The organism is Streptomyces lanatus (assembly GCF_014655715.1).
GTDB lineage: Bacteria > Actinomycetota > Actinomycetes > Streptomycetales > Streptomycetaceae > Streptomyces > Streptomyces lanatus.
This window is the reverse complement of sequence record NZ_BNBM01000017.1, coordinates 90917-106763: the sequence shown is the minus strand read 5'-3', so window position 1 is coordinate 106763 and position 15847 is coordinate 90917. Positions and strand designations below refer to the sequence as shown.

The following is a 15847-nucleotide window of genomic DNA, read 5'->3' as shown; positions in this document are numbered from 1 at the left end:
GCTCCCCGTAGATCCCACCAGAATTAGCAACGGAGAGACCTTAAGCCGATGCAGAAGCCGGAAGTAAAATCAGGCAGCCCGGTGATAGGCGCCGCCCGCCAGAAACTCGCGGAAGACCTCAAGAAGAAGTACGACTCGGGCGCGAGTATCAGAGAACTGGCCGAAGAAATTGGCCGTTCCTACGGGCTCGTGCACCGAATCCTGAGTGAATCAAAAGTCACCTTCCGCTCTCGTGGCGGGGCACGGGGTGGGAAGAAAACGGTATCGGGCGCGTGAAATCCGGCGGAATCGCGGTGCAGGAGCACGTCGGCTTCTGCGAACGCTCGGATCGCCGCGCCGCAGCGGTCGCTGTGCCCTGCATCAGGACCGTGCGGCGGCAGTACGGAGCCGGGGCGTCACGCCGTCGTAGCGACACCGTGCGCGTCGATCGCCGGAGGGAGAGCGTGCACGCGGTCGCGCAGATCCTCGACGCCGTGTGCGCGAGTCGGCTCAAGGGTGATCTGGAGCTGGGCGAGGCGGGAGCGGGAGGTGGAGCGGAGTCGCACGGCCGGCACGCGAGTCAGAACGTCCAGGGCGCGTTGGGCGGCGTCAGCCGGCTGGGTTGGGGCCTCGGCCTGGGCCAGGACCAGAGCGGCGGCTGCCCAACCTGGGGTTCCCGTCGTACAGGCGTTCATGGACGCCTCTGCGGTAGTTGCTGCACGATCCATGCGGCCCAAGGCGCGTTGTGCCTCGGCCTCGTGCAAGGAGTGTTCGGCGACGTCGTATCCGAAGCGTCCCGGCGCCCATCCTGTCGGGTCCGCTTCCAGTTCCCGTGTCGCGGTGGCAAGCGCGGCGTCGGCCTCCTGCTCTCGGCCCAGTTCGGCCAGGGACGGAAGCAGTGCCCAGGCGTGCAACTGGGCGCGGGGAAGCCCAGACGGCACGCTGGCCAGGCCGCGTTCGGCGTGGGCCACGGCGCGGATGTGCTGGCCGGTGGCGCGGGCGACCATGGCCTGGGCTCCCCACGCCCATGCGGTGAGCCGTGTGTCGCCGCTGCGATCTCCGTAGGTGGCTGCGGTGGCAAGGTGTGCTCGTGCGCCGGTGTGGTCGCCGAGGTGGAAGGCAAGGTTGCCCAGGAGGGCGGAAAGCCAGCCGATGCCGCGCCTCAGATCGACCGCGATCGGTTCGTGCGTCTGTCCGCTGGTGAGGGCCCGAGACAGCAAGCCGCGCGCGCCGTGGACCTCGGTGAACAGGACGTGCGGAGGGTGCTTGCTGTATCCGAGGGCGTAGTGCTCGATCGCCGCCTCGGCCAGGTCCACGACTGTCGGACTTCCCACCGGATCGGCAAGCAGCGCGAGGTGCAGGGAGTCGCGTACGGCTGGCAGTCCGGCGGAGGTGGTCATGGTCACCATGCTTTCCGGTGCGGGAAGAACGCACGCATCAGGGCCGGACTCACTGTATCCAGCGGTGTGGCCCCATCTGGCTCGATCGCGGTCAGTGGCGCGGTCGAGGCCGAGTTGCGCCGGCTGGGCCCGGTAGACCGTGCACAGCGCCTCGGCGTACTCCGGCCCTGGCCATTCATTGGCCTGATGCTCCCATCGGCACAACATCGACTGCGACAGGCCGGGCGGCATAAGCCCGCGGGAGCGGTAAAGGTCGCCGATTCGCGCGATAGTGCGGGAGCGTGGCCAGCCGAGTGCCAGGCGCCACGCTTCCAGCGACCGCACCTCGGGCAGTGTGGCGCAGATCGTGAGCGCGGTCTGCTCGATGCTGCGCCCGCCGTTTCGGCAGCTCGCCCGGATCGCAGCCGCGGCCGTCTGGATCGCCGCCCGGCGCGAGCGACTTACCGTGATCATGTGCACACCCCCGGTGATGAGGCGGACTGTGCGCCACGGTATCCGAGGAGGGGGCCGCGAGGGAGAGCGCCTGGTCGCCTCGGCTACACCATTGCGGGTTGCCCGCAATGCGGGTGTGCGGAACTGGCAATGACTGGGCGTCACCAGAGCGTGACGATGTCTACGGGTCGTGATCGCTCGTACGAGCAACAGCTCGTCGCAACAGCCGAGAGCGAACCCCGCAGCTGCCCCTGGTGGCGGCGCGGAGCCGATGCCTGTACTGCGCAGCCCCAGGTCAGCGGTCGCATGGCCGCTGTCCTCTCGCCCGACGGGAGCGTACCCAGTGACCGCTTTATCTCACAGCCTCGTTGAAGGGACACCTGCTCCGATGCAGTTGCCATACGCCCATGGGCAAGCGGGTGTTCCGCTTGCGGTGCCTGATGCTCCCGCCGATGCTGACGTACTCGCGCGAACAGGGTTTGCCACCCGAGCCGATCTGGGCCAGCACTTCCTGCGCTCGCCGGAGGTAGCGCGGCGCCTACTGGAGTGCGCCGCACTCCCCACTGGCGCCCAGGTGCTTGAGGTAGGGGCAGGGCTGGGGACGCTGTCCTGCGCGGTGGTACAGGCAGGGTGCCGGATCTGGGCGGTAGAGAAGGACGTACGGCTCGGCACCCTGCTGCTGGACAAGCTCCGGCCGTTCGGGCCGCGGGCGCGGGTGACCATCGCGGACGTCCGCTCGGTCGACCTCGACGGCGGGCTGGAGCGGGGCAGCGTCCTGCTGGCGATCCTGCCGTTCGACTGGGAGCTGTCGTCAGCCCTCACCGAGCACATCTTCGCCTCCACCCACAACGTGGTGCGGGGGCTGGTTGTCATACCGAGCCGCACCCTGGACCAGTACCGAGCCGCCGAGGGAGAGGGCCGAGGTCTTCGGCTGGAAGAGGTGGACGGGATCTCCCGGCGGGAGTTCTGGCCGCAGGCGCCGGCACCGCTGCGCGTCGTGTCTATCGAGAGGCGCTGATGGACACGACGATGCTGGTCGTAACGACCGACTTCCACTCCGCGGTTCCTGGCGGTCGGGCCATGCTTGCCGCGGTGAGGCAGTGGCGTGCGCGCGGCGCCTTGGTCGTGGACGCTGGCGACTTCTTCGGTGGCAACGCATTCCACGAGTTCTCCGACGGACGCGTGGAGGAACGGCTCCTGGCAGAACTGTACGACGCGCTCGTACCGGGCAACCACGACCTCGCTGACCTGATGCGACTGGCTGATCCCGGACGCTTTCCCCCGGTGGTGTGCGCGAATCTGCGCCCGCCGGACGAATTCGGCGGGCGCTGGGTGAGCAGTCTCCTCCTCCCGGAGCGAGAGCCAAGGGTGGGCATCGTCGGCTATCTCGGCCAACAGGCGTTCGAGACGATTCCGCCGACTGAGCGGGCCGGGTTCCGGTTCGTGCCGCCGACGGCGGACCTGATCGCGACGGAGCGGGACCGGCTTCTGTCCGAGGGGGCCGACGTCGTCATAGGAGTGAGCCACACCGGTTTCGCCCACGACGTTACCGACCAAGAGCATGGCTGGCCGCTCAAGTTGGTCGTCGCGGGCCACTGTCACAGTCCCTCGTACCACTGGGCTTCCGCAGGCCGACATGTGGTCAAGGCCCCGGAGGTGGGAGCGGGTCTGCTGAGGATCGGGCTCGACCCCACAGGCGACCACACCTTCAGCAACGAAACCTTCACCCCCTCCGCGAACGTCCCGCCCGGGCTGGACGGCTTGGAGGAAGTGCTCACCGAGTACGCGGTCTGGGGCGGTGAGCGGCTCGGAACGTTGTCAGCCCGTCTCGACACGAGAGAGGACGTCGCCCGGGTGTTGGCCGAGTGCGCCCGGACCGCCGCCAACGCCGATGGGTTCGTCCTCAACCTGGGGTCCCTGCGGGCCGGGCTGCCGCAGACCGTTACGCGCCAATCGCTCATGGACTGCGTCCCGTTCGACGCCGACCTCGTCCTTGTGGACAGCACACACCCCGTGGAGACGGTGTTGGCGGGGGCCCGCCAGCTCGGTGAGGCGCCCATCGCCAGCACCCAAACCGCGTCCGGTACGTCCGCGTGCGCTATCGCAACCACGAGCTACCTCGCCGAGCGGCTGGGTCTTGCCGCTCGTCCCGCCGTCCCGCCGTGCACCCTGCGCGACACCCTCACCGATCTTGTTCGGAGTCCTCATGAGTGATGTGCTGACCCTGAATGGGCGCGAACTGACCAGCGGCCCGCACGCTCCTGGCCAGTTCGCCGACGCAGTCACCGGCCCGGGCCGAGCCCTGGTCCAGTTCGAGGGGCAGGACCACCCGCTGAACCTGGAGCTCAGCCTGAGTCTGCTCTCCAGCCTTGGCCCCGTCTTGTCCGTGTATCCGGGCGAGGGCTGCTGGAGCGACCTGACGGTCAGCCTGGCCGCCGACCCCGGACGCACGCACGGCGTCGGGGAGAACCGGCTGCACGTCGACCTGGTCGACCGCGACCGGCTCCCCCGCTACATCGCCCTGTACTGCATCCGCGAAGACCCGCTGGGCGGCGGGGCGTCGGCGCTCGCTGACCTCTGGCAGGCCGCCGACATGCTCTCGGACACCGACCGCACGGTCCTGGCCGAGCCGGTCTTCTCCTACTTCGCCGACCAGGGCGTGCACGGCGTCGGCGAGAGCCTGAAAAGGTTCCCCGTCCTGCCGGAGCGGATCGACGGCAGCACGCCGATCCGGTTCACCGCCAAGATGGGCCCACACCTTGAGCGCGGCGAACTCCTCGACGCCGAGGAGCCCCAGGTGATCGCTGCCGCGTTCGGCCGGTTCGTGGACGCCGTCTTCGCCTACCGTTCGACCACCCGCCTGCGGCCGGGCGACCTGCTCGTCTTCGACCAGCACCGCTACGCCCACGGCCGGATGCCGCTCGGCGACGGCCAGAACAGCTACGGCGCCGACGAGCGGCGGCTGCTGCGGCAGACGTACGTCGGTGCGGGAGCGTTCGGAGGAACACGATGATCCTCACGGGCCCCGCGATCCACGAGTCGGTCGAGGCCGGGCAGATCACCATCGCCCCGTTCGACGCGGACCTGCTGAACCCCAACAGCTACAACTACCGCCTCGGCAGGACGCTGAGGCAGATCATCAGCGATCCGACCGACCCGACGCGCCCGGCCGAGACGGCCGTCATCGAGCTGCCCGACGAGGGGTATGTCCTGCGTCCGGGCATCGTGTACCTGGGCGCAACGGTGGAGACCGTCGGCGGCGACGAGTACGTGACGAGCCTGATCGGCCGGTCCTCGCTCGGCCGGCTGGGCATGTTCCTTCAGATCTCGGCCGACCTCGGCAATCTCGGCTCCGCCCACCAGTGGACCCTGGAGATCAAGGTCGTCCAGCCCCTGCGGGTCTACCCGAACATGAAGGTCGGCCAGGTGAGCTTCTGGAAACCGACTGGTGCCCGTATGCCCTACGGCGGCCTCTACGGCGGAATCAGCGAGCCCACCGCGTGCTCCCCGCGCGCAGCAGCCGGCCTCGGCGCGGGCCCCGTACGGCAGGAGGCAGCCGCGTGATCCTCACCGGCCCCGCGATCGCAGCACAAGTCAAGACAGGGGCGATCCAGATCGCCCCGTACGACGAGCAGCGAATCCAGCCGAACTCCTACGACTTCCACCTGGGCGAGCGCATCGGCTGGTACACCAACAAGGTCCTCGACTGCGCCCGCGAGAACCCGTTCGAGGAACACGCCATCCCCAGCGAGGGCATGGTGCTGGAGCCGGACCGCATCTACCTGGCCTCCACCCGCGAGAAGATCGGCAGCGACTTCTACGTGCCGATCATCCGCGCCCGCTCGTCGATCGCACGTCTTGGCCTGTTCGTGCACTGCACCGCCGACCTCATCGACATCGGCTCCTTCGGCCAGCTCACCCTTCAACTGCACGCCGTGCAGCGCGTACGGATCTATCCGGGACTGCTCGTCGGGCAGGTGACCTTCTGGGTCCCTCATGGGGAGATCGTCCTCTACGAGGGGAAGTACCAGGGGTCCGAGGGGCCACGGCCGTCACTGGTCCACCGCGACTTCGAGGCCCGGTGACGCCCGTGACCGGCACCGCCGTCAGCAGCTCGGTGGAGCAAGTGGTCGCCGTGGTCGCCCACCCGGACGACGCCGAGCTGCTGTGCTACGGCACTCTGCGCAAGGCCCGCGAGGCCGGTGCGGTGGTGTCGGTCGTCGTCGTCACCCACGGCGCGAACGGCGTATCCATCGCCGACGCCGACGCCGGACGTCAACTCTCCGAGGACGAGCGGGAGAAGGAGGTAACCGCCGCCTGGCACGACACCGGCATCGACGTGGCCTTCCTCCACCTGACCGACGGCGCGCTGGTGGCCGACCTCCACCTGATCTCCCTGCTGGAGGCCGAGTTGAACCGGCTCCAGTGCACACTGCTCATCACCCACAGCACGCGAGCGGCCAATGACCACCAGGACCACCTGGCGGTCGCCACGGCCGCCGCGAACGCCGCCACCCGCGTGCCAACCTGCCACACCGTGCTCCACGGCGAACCCCACGCCCCCCGCTCCGGCTTCAGCCCGACCGTCCTCGTCGACGTCACCGACTTCGTCGACGACAAGGTCCGCGCCCTGAACGCGCACCACAGCCAGGGCGGGCGCTGGTACCTGAGCTCGCAGTACACCCGCCACCGCGCCGCCCAGGCCGGATGGTCCCTGCGCCCCACGGCCACGTCCACCGGGCGGGCCTTCGAGGCATTCGAGACCACCCTGCTCACCCTCACCTTCGCTCTCTCGCGAGAGGACGCCCGACTTTGATGTACATCGAACAGCCGCCCTTCGCCCCGTGGCTGGGGTTCTGCGAGGCCCTGCTCGGCTGCGATACGGTCGCCTTCTACGACGACGTGCAGTACACCCAGGGCGGCTGGCAGAACCGCAACCGCGTCAAGACCGCGGACGGGATCACCTGGCTGACCGTGCCGGTCGTCCGGAACACCGGCCAGCTCATCAAGGACACCCGGATCGCTTCCGCCTTCGACCCCGACCGGCTCCTGCGCCAGATCCGACTCGCCTACGCCCGTACCCTCTACGTCGACGAGGCTCTGAACGTGCTGCGTCCGGCGCTGACGGCCGGCCACGAGCACCTGGCCGATCTCAACATCGACTTGATCACCGCCCTCGCCACCGCCCTCGGCTCCCGGGCCCGGCTGCTGCGCACCTCTCAGATGAAGATCACCGCGACCGACAAGACCGAGCGGCTTGCCCAGATCTGCGCGTCCGCCGGGGAACGGGAGCTGTGGGCCGGATCCGGCACCCGCGAGTACCTCGACCCCAGCCAGCTGGAACACCACCAGGTGTCGGTGCGGTGGAACGAGTTCACCGACCGGCACCCGCAGTACCTCCAGGCATGGCCCCGCCAGGAGTTCACGCCTGGCTTGTCCGTCATCGACGCGGTCTGCGCCCTGGGATGGGCAGGCACCGCCGCGCTGCTGCGTACTTCGTTCGAGACCTACCTCCCGCACGCCGAGAAGGGGAGCGCGGCATGAACCGTCCGCTGATCCTGACCGGGATCGACCTGCCGATGGAGCCCTCGTGCGGGTCGACCATCTGGTGCAGCGACGTCTACCAACGGCTCACCGACGACTTCAGGGTGCTCTACCTGGGCCTGCCCGGCAGCGGCACCTGGAAGCACCACTTCCCCGAGACCACCCTGCTCGCCGCCGACAAACAGCCCTACGGCCCGCGCTTCGACGCCTACGCCGCACAACTGACCGACGAGGTCGCCGACCTGATCGGTGCCCACCGGCCTAGCCTCATCCACGCCCAGCACCTCGGGTTCGGGCTCGCACTCGCCTTCGCCCGCGCGGCGGGCACCACCCCCCTGATGTCCGTCGCGCACGGCACCGACGTCATCGCCGCCGCCGAAAGCGAGCAGGCCCTCCTCGTCCTCACCGAGATCGTGGCCGCCAGCACCAAGGTGGTCGTCCCGAACACGGCCATGGGCTTCGAGGTCGACCGGCTCACCAAACACGCCTACACCGACCGGCTGACAACCGTCCCCTGGGGCGTCCCGCTCCCACCCCAACCGACCGCCATGCCCCGGCCCTTGCACCGGCTGAACCTGCTGCACGCTGGCCGCCTCGATGCCAACAAGTGCACCGTGACGGCGATCGAAGCCCTCGCCCTCACCCAGGACAAGCACCAACTCACGGTGATCGGCAGCGGCAGCGAACTCCCGCTGCTCAAGGAGCGCACCCAACGTCTCGGCCTGGGCGAGCGGGTCACCTTCGAGCCGTTCCTGCCGCGCGAGGAACTGTGGGCGCGGTTCGCCGGATTCGACGCGTTGGTGTTCACCACTCGCCAGCTGGAGGCCTTCGGTCTGGTCGCCGTCGAAGCCCAGGCCCACGGACTACCCGTCCTCTACGGCAACCTGCCCGGCCTGGACTACACCCTCGGCGACGGCGGCATGTCCTACCAGCCCGGCGACGCACCGGCGCTCGCCGGGCTCATCGACCGCGTCTCCGCCGACGCGGCGCTCCGCCAGGACCTGCACGGCGCGGCTGCGGCCAACGCCCACCGACACCACATCGCCAACACCGTCGCACAGGTGACCCGCCTGTCCACTTCCGTGATCGAGGGGCGCCGATGACCACCACCGCCCTGTATGCCAGCCGGATGTGGCCGCCGGTCCGCCGTGGGGCCGGGGAAGCCACCGATCCCGCCCTCGACCTGCTCTACCACCTGGGCCTGGTGGGCCGCACCGACGCGACCGGCGTCCACACCCTCCTGCCGCTCGGCCTGCGCGTCCACGACCGGATGGCGGCCATCGCCCGGACCGCGTTCGAGGAGCGCGGCGCGCTCGCCTTCGCCGCCCCCACCCTGCAAAGCCGACGGCTCTGGGAGGAGACCGGCCGATGGCGCTCCTATCAGCGCGAAGGCGCTCTGCTGACTGTGCGCAGCTCCAGCGGAGATGAGATGTGCCTCGCGCCGACCTCGGAGGAGATCACGGCCGCCACGGTCCGCGAGCACCTGCGCTCCTTCAGGGACCTGCCCGTGCGGCTCTTCTTGTCCACGAGCAAGTTCCGCGACGAACTCTCCCCGCGCGGCGGGCTGATGCGCGGACGCGAGTTCACCATGGCCGACGCGTACACCTTCGACACATCGCCCGACGGCATGCGCGAGTCAACGGCCTTCCTGAACGAGGCCTGCACCGCCGCCCTGACCGGCATGGGACTGCCCGGCGTCTTCCAGGCACCGGCGGACGGCGGCGCCATCTCCGCCGGCCCCAGCACCGAGCACCTGGTGCTGTCCGACGCCGGGCAGAGCACCATCGTGGCCTGCGACCACTGCGGCAACCGCGGCGACGGAGCCGTCACACCCACACACCCCGCGCCGCCACCCGCCGCGCCCGTCGTCAACGTGATCGCCTTCGTCCTCACCCATCCCGACGGCAACATCCAGCCGGCCGCCGTGGCCGTCCGCTCCGAGCTCAAGGTCAGCGCCCGCAAAGTCGCCGCCGCCACGGGCGCACTGCGCGTCGCCCTCATCGAGCCCCAGGATCTACCCGGCATCCTCGGCAAGGAGGCCGGGACCCTCACCCCGTGGGATGCTGCCGACAGCCCCGACACCCTCCTGTTGTTCGACACCTCCGTCGCCGCTCTGGACGAATTCGCGATCTCGGACGGCGCCGGCGGGCTGCGCAGCGGTGTGACCTGGAACGGGGACCCAGACCTGGGTGCCCTGAAAGTAAGCGGCCTCGACCTCGCCGAGGCCTCGGACGGCAGCCGGTGCACCCTGTGCCCTGGGACCCACCGCGCCGTCCGCGCCGTCGAAGTCGCTCACGTCTTCGAACTCGGAACCCAGTATTCCCAGCCGATGAAACTCGCCTTCACCGACCACGCCGGACGCCAGGCCGTTCCCTGGATGGCCTGCTCCGGCATCGGCGTCACCCGCTGCATGCAGACCGCCGCCGACCTCCACCGCGACCACCAGGGCCTGCGCTGGAAGCCCGGCACCGGGCCAGCCGACGTCCACCTCGCCGTACTGCGCTCCGATCAGCCGGAGATGCAAGAGCGCACCGACCGGCTCGTGCAGGACCTCACCTCCCGCGGGCTGTGCCTCTTCGTCGACGACCGGCCCCTGCCCGCCGGGGAGAAGCTCCGCTACGCCCGCCTGCTGGGCCTGCCGCACGCCGCCGTGCTCTCTCCCGACCGCCCCGCCGAGGAGATCGAAGTCATCAGCCGCTGGACTGGACGCACCACCCTCACCCAATCCGGTCACATTCCCCAGCTCGCCACTGGCGGATGACCCCGGGAGATACCCCCAAGTCGGACTGAAACAGCGTCGCCGCAATACCCCGTCACGGCGACGCTATTCGACATTCCTAGACTCCGATAAAGAGCCAGCTATTCGTGCGAGTGAGCGATGGCGAAAATTCAATCAGTATTCCGTCGATTCTATTGACGCCCGGATGCGGCGGCCCCTAGCTTGATGCCCGTCACAGCAAACGGGTCGTAGCTCAACGGTGGAGCACGGCAAAAGCGTTGCCGAGGAGCCTGGTTCAAGTCCGGCCGACCCGACCAGCTCAGTCAGTACTCCGTGCCAGATTCGGTCAACGACCGTAACAGGCACGGAGTACTGCTGAAGTAATTTCGATCACCCGTACATAAGGTCATGCGAATCCGGAAACGGTACTGATGAAAATTGCGATCACTGGCGGCGGCAGCGCAGGGCATGTCGTTCCTGCTCTTTCTGTCGCCTCCCAGCTCACGCAGAGCGGAAACGAGCTCGTGTTCTTCGGGCGGGACGGAAGCATCGAGCACGAGTACGCCGCGAAAGCCGATATCCGTTTCTGCTCCGTACCGTCCGCCGGCCTGAAGCGATACGGCTCGTGGAGCAACCTGCGGATGCCTTTCACCGTGGGGCGCGGCATCATCGCAGCCTGGCGGGCCATGCGCCGTGAGCGCCCCGACGCCGTGTTCAGCAAGGGCGGCTACGTCACCGTCCCCGTCGGAATCGCCGCCTGGTTGTGCCGGGTTCCGGTCGTCATCCACGAGTCCGACCACTCCCTCGGCCTCGCGAACCGGATACTCGCCCGGATGGCGACCCGCGTCTGCCTCTCCGAACCGGCCCGGTCCAAGTCTCCGCGCTGGCTCGCCCGGAAGACGGTCGTCACCGGCCTGCCCCTGCGGCACGACCTCGGCGAGGGCAACCCGGACCGGCTGCGCAGCCAGCTCGGCATCAAGCCCGGCGCCGAGGTCCTGCTGATCTTCTGCGGCAGCAGCGGCTCTGCCCGCATCAACGACGCGGTACGCAGCCAACTGGACAATCTCTGCGGCCGGTATGCGGTCGTCCATGTGTGCGGCAAGGGCAACCTCGAACCGTCCCTCGACGGAACACCCGGCTACTGGCAGTACGAGTACCTGCACCAGGAGATGACCGACGCACTGTGGCTGGCCGACCTGGTCATCGGCAGGGCCGGGGCGACGACCTTGGCTGAGCTGGAGGCACTCGGCAAGCGCGCCGTCCTCGTCCCGCTGCCGGCCAGCGTCAGCCGCGGTGACCAACTGGTCAACGCCGAGGCGTACGCGCGTCGCCATGAGGGGCGCTGCCGCGTCATCCAGGACGACGACGCCCTCGCTGGCGGCGGCACGCTCGTCGAAGCCTGCCTTCGCCTGGCTGGCGCCCACGCGAGTTTCAGCAGGCCGGATCCCGCCGTGATCCACCAGGCGGCCAGTCGCATCGCCAGCGAGACCTTGTCCGCTGCCCGGCCGCGGCGCCGCCGAGTTCGCTAGGCGTCAGTTGTCACCATGGCCGTACATCTCGCGGATCTGCTCGTCGGTCTCGCCGCGGTGGTAGACGTGCCAGTGCAGGTGCTTGGACTCCTGGTACAGGCCCAAGTTCGTGGTCACGGAAGCGGCGCCGTGCTTCTCACGGACCTGGTCCGCGACCTTGGCCACCACGTCCATGATCTCCGCCAGCAGCTCCGGGCCACCGTCCCCCAGGTCCACGAGCGACGGAATGTGCTCCTTGGGCACCACCACGATGTGTACCGGGTGTGACGGCTTGGTGTGGTGAAACGCCAGCACCCGGTCAGTCTCCATCACCCGCTCGATCTCCACGAGGCCGGGAATGGCCTGGTGGCAGTAGAAGTCCGAGACCTTCGCGGGGGCCACAACAGCAGTGGTCACAGTTCGTCACTTTCCGTGTCTGTCGGTGATCTAGGCGCAAGATTACCGCCCGGCCACACAACACACCCTGACCACACGGGCAGTCATCGGTGGGGCCCATGTACCAAGGGCCCCACCGATGTTGGGTGTAACAGAACGCGGTCGTTGGCGTTCCGGCAGTGAAGGGGGTTGCACTTTACGTCAACCCCGCAGTGATCCGGAGGAACGGTGACGACCGCGACAGCCCCCCTCTCGCCCGAGACCGGCATCTCCCACCTGCAGGAGAGCCTTTTCGCTTGGTTGGAGCCCGAGCCAGACACACAATCGGCACCCACCCCCACAGCCGAGCCTGAGCAGAAGACCACTCCCCCGCAGGAGCTCCCGGCCGCAGAAGTTGAGGCGCCGGACCTCTCCCACATTTGGGTCGTGGCCGCCGAGGTCGAGGTCACGCCGAAGATCGCGAGCGTGGCCGACTACCGCGGCAGCTTCAAGGCCACCGAGGGCCAGCGTGTCGACGCGCTCGAGGTGTATTGCCGCGGCTGCCGCCGCCCGTACGACGAGGTCAAGGGCGACGACTGCGCGGCCAAGGTCGACAACACGCACTTGATCGGCGGCGACCAGACCAAGCGGGCCAAGCGGAAGGTCCCCACCCCGCCCCCGAACGCGCGAATCATCTCCGGCGGGACCATCAATCGGCGCGGTATCAGCGCCTACATGTCTGGGGTGTCCCGGCCCCCGCGCTGAGCACGCGACGTTAACGCCGCCCACTGTTCATGGTGCGCGGCGTGACTACTCAGCGAACTCAGCCGTCGAACGACGACCCCGTTGTCGCCACCACCGACATCACTGGGTCGGTGCTCTCCGACAAGGTCGGCCGGGAGGCTCTCGGGCTTTTCCTGCTCTCGTTCGGCGTGCTCGGCGGACTTGGTGCGCTGGGCGCCCTGCACTGGACCGCCGGCCTGTCCGCCGCGCTCATCGGCCTGTGCGCCAGCGGCGTCCTCGTCCGCCGTAACTCCACGCGCCGATGGCAGCAAGACGCCGGGGCTATCGCCGCATTCAGCGGCTACGCAGGACAGACCGCCGTCCTGTTCTACCTGCTGCCCCCACTGGGATGGCTGGCAGTCAGCGCCCTCGTGGCCGCCACCGGCCTGTGGCTGTCCAGCGCTGAGGGGGCCTGATGCCCCGCCAACTCTTCCCCGCCCTCCGCGGCCTCCTGGTACCCCGAGGGGCCGCAGAACCGGCGCCACCACCCACCGAAACGAAGGACCTCCTGGCCGGAGGCGTCTACACGTCGGTGACGCTCGCTGGCGTCACGAACGTGTGGGGCACCCCGGGCCGCGCGGACGGCTGGGACCTCGAGCGCGTCATCGTCGAGGGCTACGAACGCAGCATCTGGACCTTCAAGAGCATCGAGGCCATCAGCAAACACGCCTCCACCCTCCCGGTGCAGATCGGCCGCGGCGGCGACGAGCGGGAGTTCGCGGAGACCCTTGAGGACCACCCGCTCCTGCGGCTGCTGAACAAGCAGGCCAACCCGCTCGAGACGGGCGACGTCTTTAAGAAGCGCCTGAGCGCCCAGTTGCTCCTCAGCAAAAGGGGCGTGTTCATCGAGAAGACGTACAGCCGCGGCGGAGTCCTGACCAGGATCGACCTGCTGCCGCCGGACCGCGTCCAGATCATTCCGGACGATGAGAACGCCAGCTACGTCAAGCACTTCGAGTTCACGGACTACGCAGGGCGCATCCGCGAGCTCAAGCCGAAGTACGTCATCTGGCTGCGCGACCCCCACCCCACGGACCCGTTCTGCGGGGTGACGCCGCTCGAGGCCGCGGGCCTCTCGGTCGACCTGGACGTGAAGGCCCGCACCTACAACATCAGTTTTATTGACAATGACGGCAGACCGGGCGGAATTGTCGGTATCGACCTGGACGGCGTCGACCCTGCCGAGGTTGCCCGGATCCAGAAGCGTCTCGCCCCGGGCACGCACAACGCCGGACAGCTCACCCTCGTCGGGACAGGCCCCGGCGGCGTCACCTACGTGGACACCTCCGCCCGCCCCCGGGAGATGGCCTACGAGACCCTCTCCAGCACGGCGAAGAACGAGATCCTCTCCGCATTCGGCGTGTACGAGAGCGTCATCGGCAACGCCTCGGAGCGGACGTTCAACAACGCCGACCGGGAAGAGTGGAACTTCTGGTCGCACACGGAGCTCCCCCACCTCAACCTGATCGCGTCGGCCTTCGACCCGGACCTGTCCGACGACTGGGTGATCCGGTTCGACACCTCCCGTGTCCAAGCGCTCGAGTTCCCCCGCCGCCAGGCCCGAGAAGAGGCGCGCAAGGAGTTCGAGGCGGGCCTGATCACGATCGACGAGTACCGGAAGATCGCCAACAGGAAGCCCTTCAACACGCCGCAGTCCCGCGCCCTGTGGATCAGCCCCCAGAAGGCGCCCGTGCCGGCCAACGACCAGGACGCGGCCGCGCTCGGCCTGGCCCCCGAACCGGGCTCCCTCGACGCAGCCGGCACCGACCCGAACGCGGCACTGCCCCCGGCCGGAGACCAGTCCGCCGCCGTGGCGGTCGCCGACGCCCGCGAGCTCGAGGCGGCCCCGACCGCTGCCGCCGACGTCGCCCTAGCCCTCGGGGAGGCGCCCCTCGAGCTGCCCTCCGGAGCGGGAGGCACCGCGGCCGACGAGGTCGCCGCGGCCCGCGCTCAGACCACCGCGGCCGCCCCAGGAGCCGCCGCTGACGACGTCGCCCGCGCCCGCGCCACCGTCACGCAGCCCGAGGACGGACCAGCCGCCGAGGACGTCGCCGCGGCGCGCGCCCAACTCGAGACCAAGTCCCTGTCTGGCGAAGGGTTCGAGGTCACCGACGCCGACTTCGACGCCCTGTCCATGGCCCTCCAGGCAGCCCTCACCGCGCTTCTGGCACGCCAGCAGGGCGTCATCGTCGCCCGGCTTCGTGCCCCGAAGATCCGCAAGCACACGCGGTTCTGGGAGCCGGAGAACGACAACGACACCCGGGTCGGCGACGCGAACATCGACGAGGACCGCGTCGTTACCCCGGCCCGCTGGGAAGAGGAGACGACGAACACCCTCGCACCGGTCCTGCAGCAGGCCGCGACCACCACAGCCCGCAGACTCGGCCAGTCCATCGCCGACACCGACACGGTTCCCCCGGCTGCTGTCGCTGCGGCTCTCGTCACCGCGATGTACGCCGGGCAGGCCGTGGCCGCGCTGCTCGGTGACCTGGCCGAGGAGCTGCGCAGCCTCCAGACCATCCCGGAAGCGGAGCTCAAACTCGAGGACCTGGAGCGGACAGTCGGCAGGTTCTACGAGCGTGCTGGCCTCGGGTGGGTCGCACGGATCGCGGAGACGTGCGCGGTTTCGACCATCAACGGGGCCGCAGACGCTGCGGCCGAGAGTGCCGGGCCCGGAGTCGTCCGGACGTGGATCACACGCCAGGACGACCGCGTACGGCCCGCGCACAAGGCGCTGCACGGCACGCCCCTGCCCGTCGGCACCCCGTACGAGATCGACGGTGCCCAGCTCCGGTACCCCGGCGATCCGTTCGCGCCGCTCGCCCTCACGATCAACTGCCGTTGCCGCCTGCACTACGACACCGACCCCAAGGAGTAGCCCGTCATGTGGCCCACCATCTGGATCGCCTGGACCGCCTTCTTCGCTGTCGCCGAGGGAATCGCCCTGGCCAACAAGCGGGAGAACGACACGCTCTCCGAGAACTTCCGCCGACTGTTCCGCACCCGCACCAGCAAGGTCGGCAGAGCGATATTCGCCGTCGGCTGGTTCGGATTCTCCGGCTGGTTCGCCATCCACGTCCTCACCGAAACCATGTAGGCCCCGGCCC

General features: G+C 69.0%; 17 protein-coding genes and 1 tRNA gene. 16 read left to right on the top strand and 2 right to left on the bottom strand.

Features of this window, described 5'->3' with window-relative positions:
* The first annotated feature begins 48 nt into the window (after positions 1–48).
* Positions 49–276, top strand: coding sequence for a helix-turn-helix domain-containing protein (locus tag IE325_RS34845; RefSeq protein ID WP_190074127.1), 228 nt, complete (start codon positions 49–51; stop codon positions 274–276).
* Between the two features lie 119 nt (positions 277–395).
* Here IE325_RS34845 and IE325_RS34840 read toward each other — a convergent pair whose 3' ends face one another.
* Positions 396–1832, bottom strand: coding sequence for an NsdA family TPR-like regulatory protein (locus tag IE325_RS34840; protein WP_491590974.1), 1437 nt, complete (start codon positions 1830–1832; stop codon positions 396–398).
* A gap of 250 nt (positions 1833–2082) precedes the next feature.
* Here IE325_RS34840 and IE325_RS34835 point away from each other — a divergent pair, with 250 nt between their 5' ends.
* From IE325_RS34835 to IE325_RS34785, 11 genes are all read left to right on the top strand, one after another.
* On the top strand, positions 2083–2829 hold the full coding sequence (locus IE325_RS34835; RefSeq protein ID WP_308437697.1) for an rRNA adenine N-6-methyltransferase family protein: 747 nt from the start codon (positions 2083–2085) through the stop codon (positions 2827–2829).
* Complete coding sequence (locus IE325_RS34830; protein ID WP_268256378.1) at positions 2829–4025, top strand: metallophosphoesterase; 1197 nt, start codon at positions 2829–2831, stop codon at positions 4023–4025. Before IE325_RS34835 ends, IE325_RS34830 begins: the two co-directional genes overlap by 1 nt.
* The gene (locus IE325_RS34825; RefSeq protein WP_229912218.1) at positions 4018–4824 is read left to right on the top strand and encodes a TauD/TfdA family dioxygenase; all 807 of its coding nucleotides are present in this window, start codon (positions 4018–4020) and stop codon (positions 4822–4824) included. The genes IE325_RS34830 and IE325_RS34825 overlap by 8 nt, the downstream gene beginning before the upstream one ends.
* The gene (locus IE325_RS34820; protein WP_190074124.1) at positions 4821–5375 is read left to right on the top strand and encodes a dCTP deaminase; all 555 of its coding nucleotides are present in this window, start codon (positions 4821–4823) and stop codon (positions 5373–5375) included. Before IE325_RS34825 ends, IE325_RS34820 begins: the two co-directional genes overlap by 4 nt.
* Positions 5372–5896 (top strand): dCTP deaminase, encoded by a 525-nt coding sequence (gene dcd, locus IE325_RS34815; protein ID WP_190074123.1) that lies wholly within the window; start codon positions 5372–5374, stop codon positions 5894–5896. Before IE325_RS34820 ends, dcd begins: the two co-directional genes overlap by 4 nt.
* A 5-nt stretch (positions 5897–5901) precedes the next feature.
* Entirely contained in the window at positions 5902–6627 is a 726-nt protein-coding gene (locus IE325_RS34810; RefSeq protein ID WP_229912216.1) for a PIG-L deacetylase family protein, read from the top strand.
* A complete protein-coding gene (locus IE325_RS34805) occupies positions 6627–7355 on the top strand; it encodes a WbqC family protein (protein ID WP_229912213.1) in 729 nt (242 codons plus the stop codon). Before IE325_RS34810 ends, IE325_RS34805 begins: the two co-directional genes overlap by 1 nt.
* Positions 7352–8458 (top strand): glycosyltransferase family 4 protein, encoded by a 1107-nt coding sequence (locus IE325_RS34800; RefSeq protein ID WP_190074121.1) that lies wholly within the window; start codon positions 7352–7354, stop codon positions 8456–8458. The genes IE325_RS34805 and IE325_RS34800 overlap by 4 nt, the downstream gene beginning before the upstream one ends.
* Positions 8455–10116 (top strand): proline--tRNA ligase, encoded by a 1662-nt coding sequence (locus IE325_RS34795; RefSeq protein WP_190074120.1) that lies wholly within the window; start codon positions 8455–8457, stop codon positions 10114–10116. Before IE325_RS34800 ends, IE325_RS34795 begins: the two co-directional genes overlap by 4 nt.
* A gap of 200 nt (positions 10117–10316) precedes the next feature.
* Positions 10317–10391, top strand: a tRNA-Ala gene (locus IE325_RS34790).
* Between the two features lie 114 nt (positions 10392–10505).
* Positions 10506–11603, top strand: a complete 1098-nt coding sequence (locus IE325_RS34785; RefSeq protein WP_190074119.1) for a UDP-N-acetylglucosamine--N-acetylmuramyl-(pentapeptide) pyrophosphoryl-undecaprenol N-acetylglucosamine transferase — start codon at positions 10506–10508, stop codon at positions 11601–11603.
* 3 nt (positions 11604–11606) lie between these two features.
* On the opposite strand, the gene IE325_RS34780 is transcribed toward IE325_RS34785, so the two are convergent.
* Positions 11607–11999: an HIT family protein gene (locus tag IE325_RS34780; RefSeq protein WP_190074118.1), complete on the bottom strand. Its 393-nt coding sequence runs from the start codon at positions 11997–11999 to the stop codon at positions 11607–11609.
* 405 nt (positions 12000–12404) lie between these two features.
* On the opposite strand from IE325_RS34780, the gene IE325_RS34775 reads away from it, so the two are divergent.
* The 4 genes from IE325_RS34775 to IE325_RS34760 are packed head-to-tail and all read left to right on the top strand — an operon-like array spanning position 12405 to position 15837.
* On the top strand, positions 12405–12722 hold the full coding sequence (locus tag IE325_RS34775) for a hypothetical protein (RefSeq protein ID WP_229912211.1): 318 nt from the start codon (positions 12405–12407) through the stop codon (positions 12720–12722).
* Between the two features lie 41 nt (positions 12723–12763).
* Complete coding sequence (locus tag IE325_RS34770; protein ID WP_190074117.1) at positions 12764–13156, top strand: hypothetical protein; 393 nt, start codon at positions 12764–12766, stop codon at positions 13154–13156.
* Positions 13156–15618 carry a phage portal protein gene (locus IE325_RS34765; RefSeq protein WP_190074116.1) on the top strand — a complete coding sequence of 821 codons (2463 nt, stop codon included), beginning with the start codon at positions 13156–13158 and terminating at the stop codon, positions 15616–15618. The genes IE325_RS34770 and IE325_RS34765 overlap by 1 nt, the downstream gene beginning before the upstream one ends.
* A gap of 6 nt (positions 15619–15624) precedes the next feature.
* Positions 15625–15837: a hypothetical protein gene (locus tag IE325_RS34760; RefSeq protein WP_190074115.1), complete on the top strand. Its 213-nt coding sequence runs from the start codon at positions 15625–15627 to the stop codon at positions 15835–15837.
* The last annotated feature ends 10 nt before the right edge of the window (positions 15838–15847 follow it).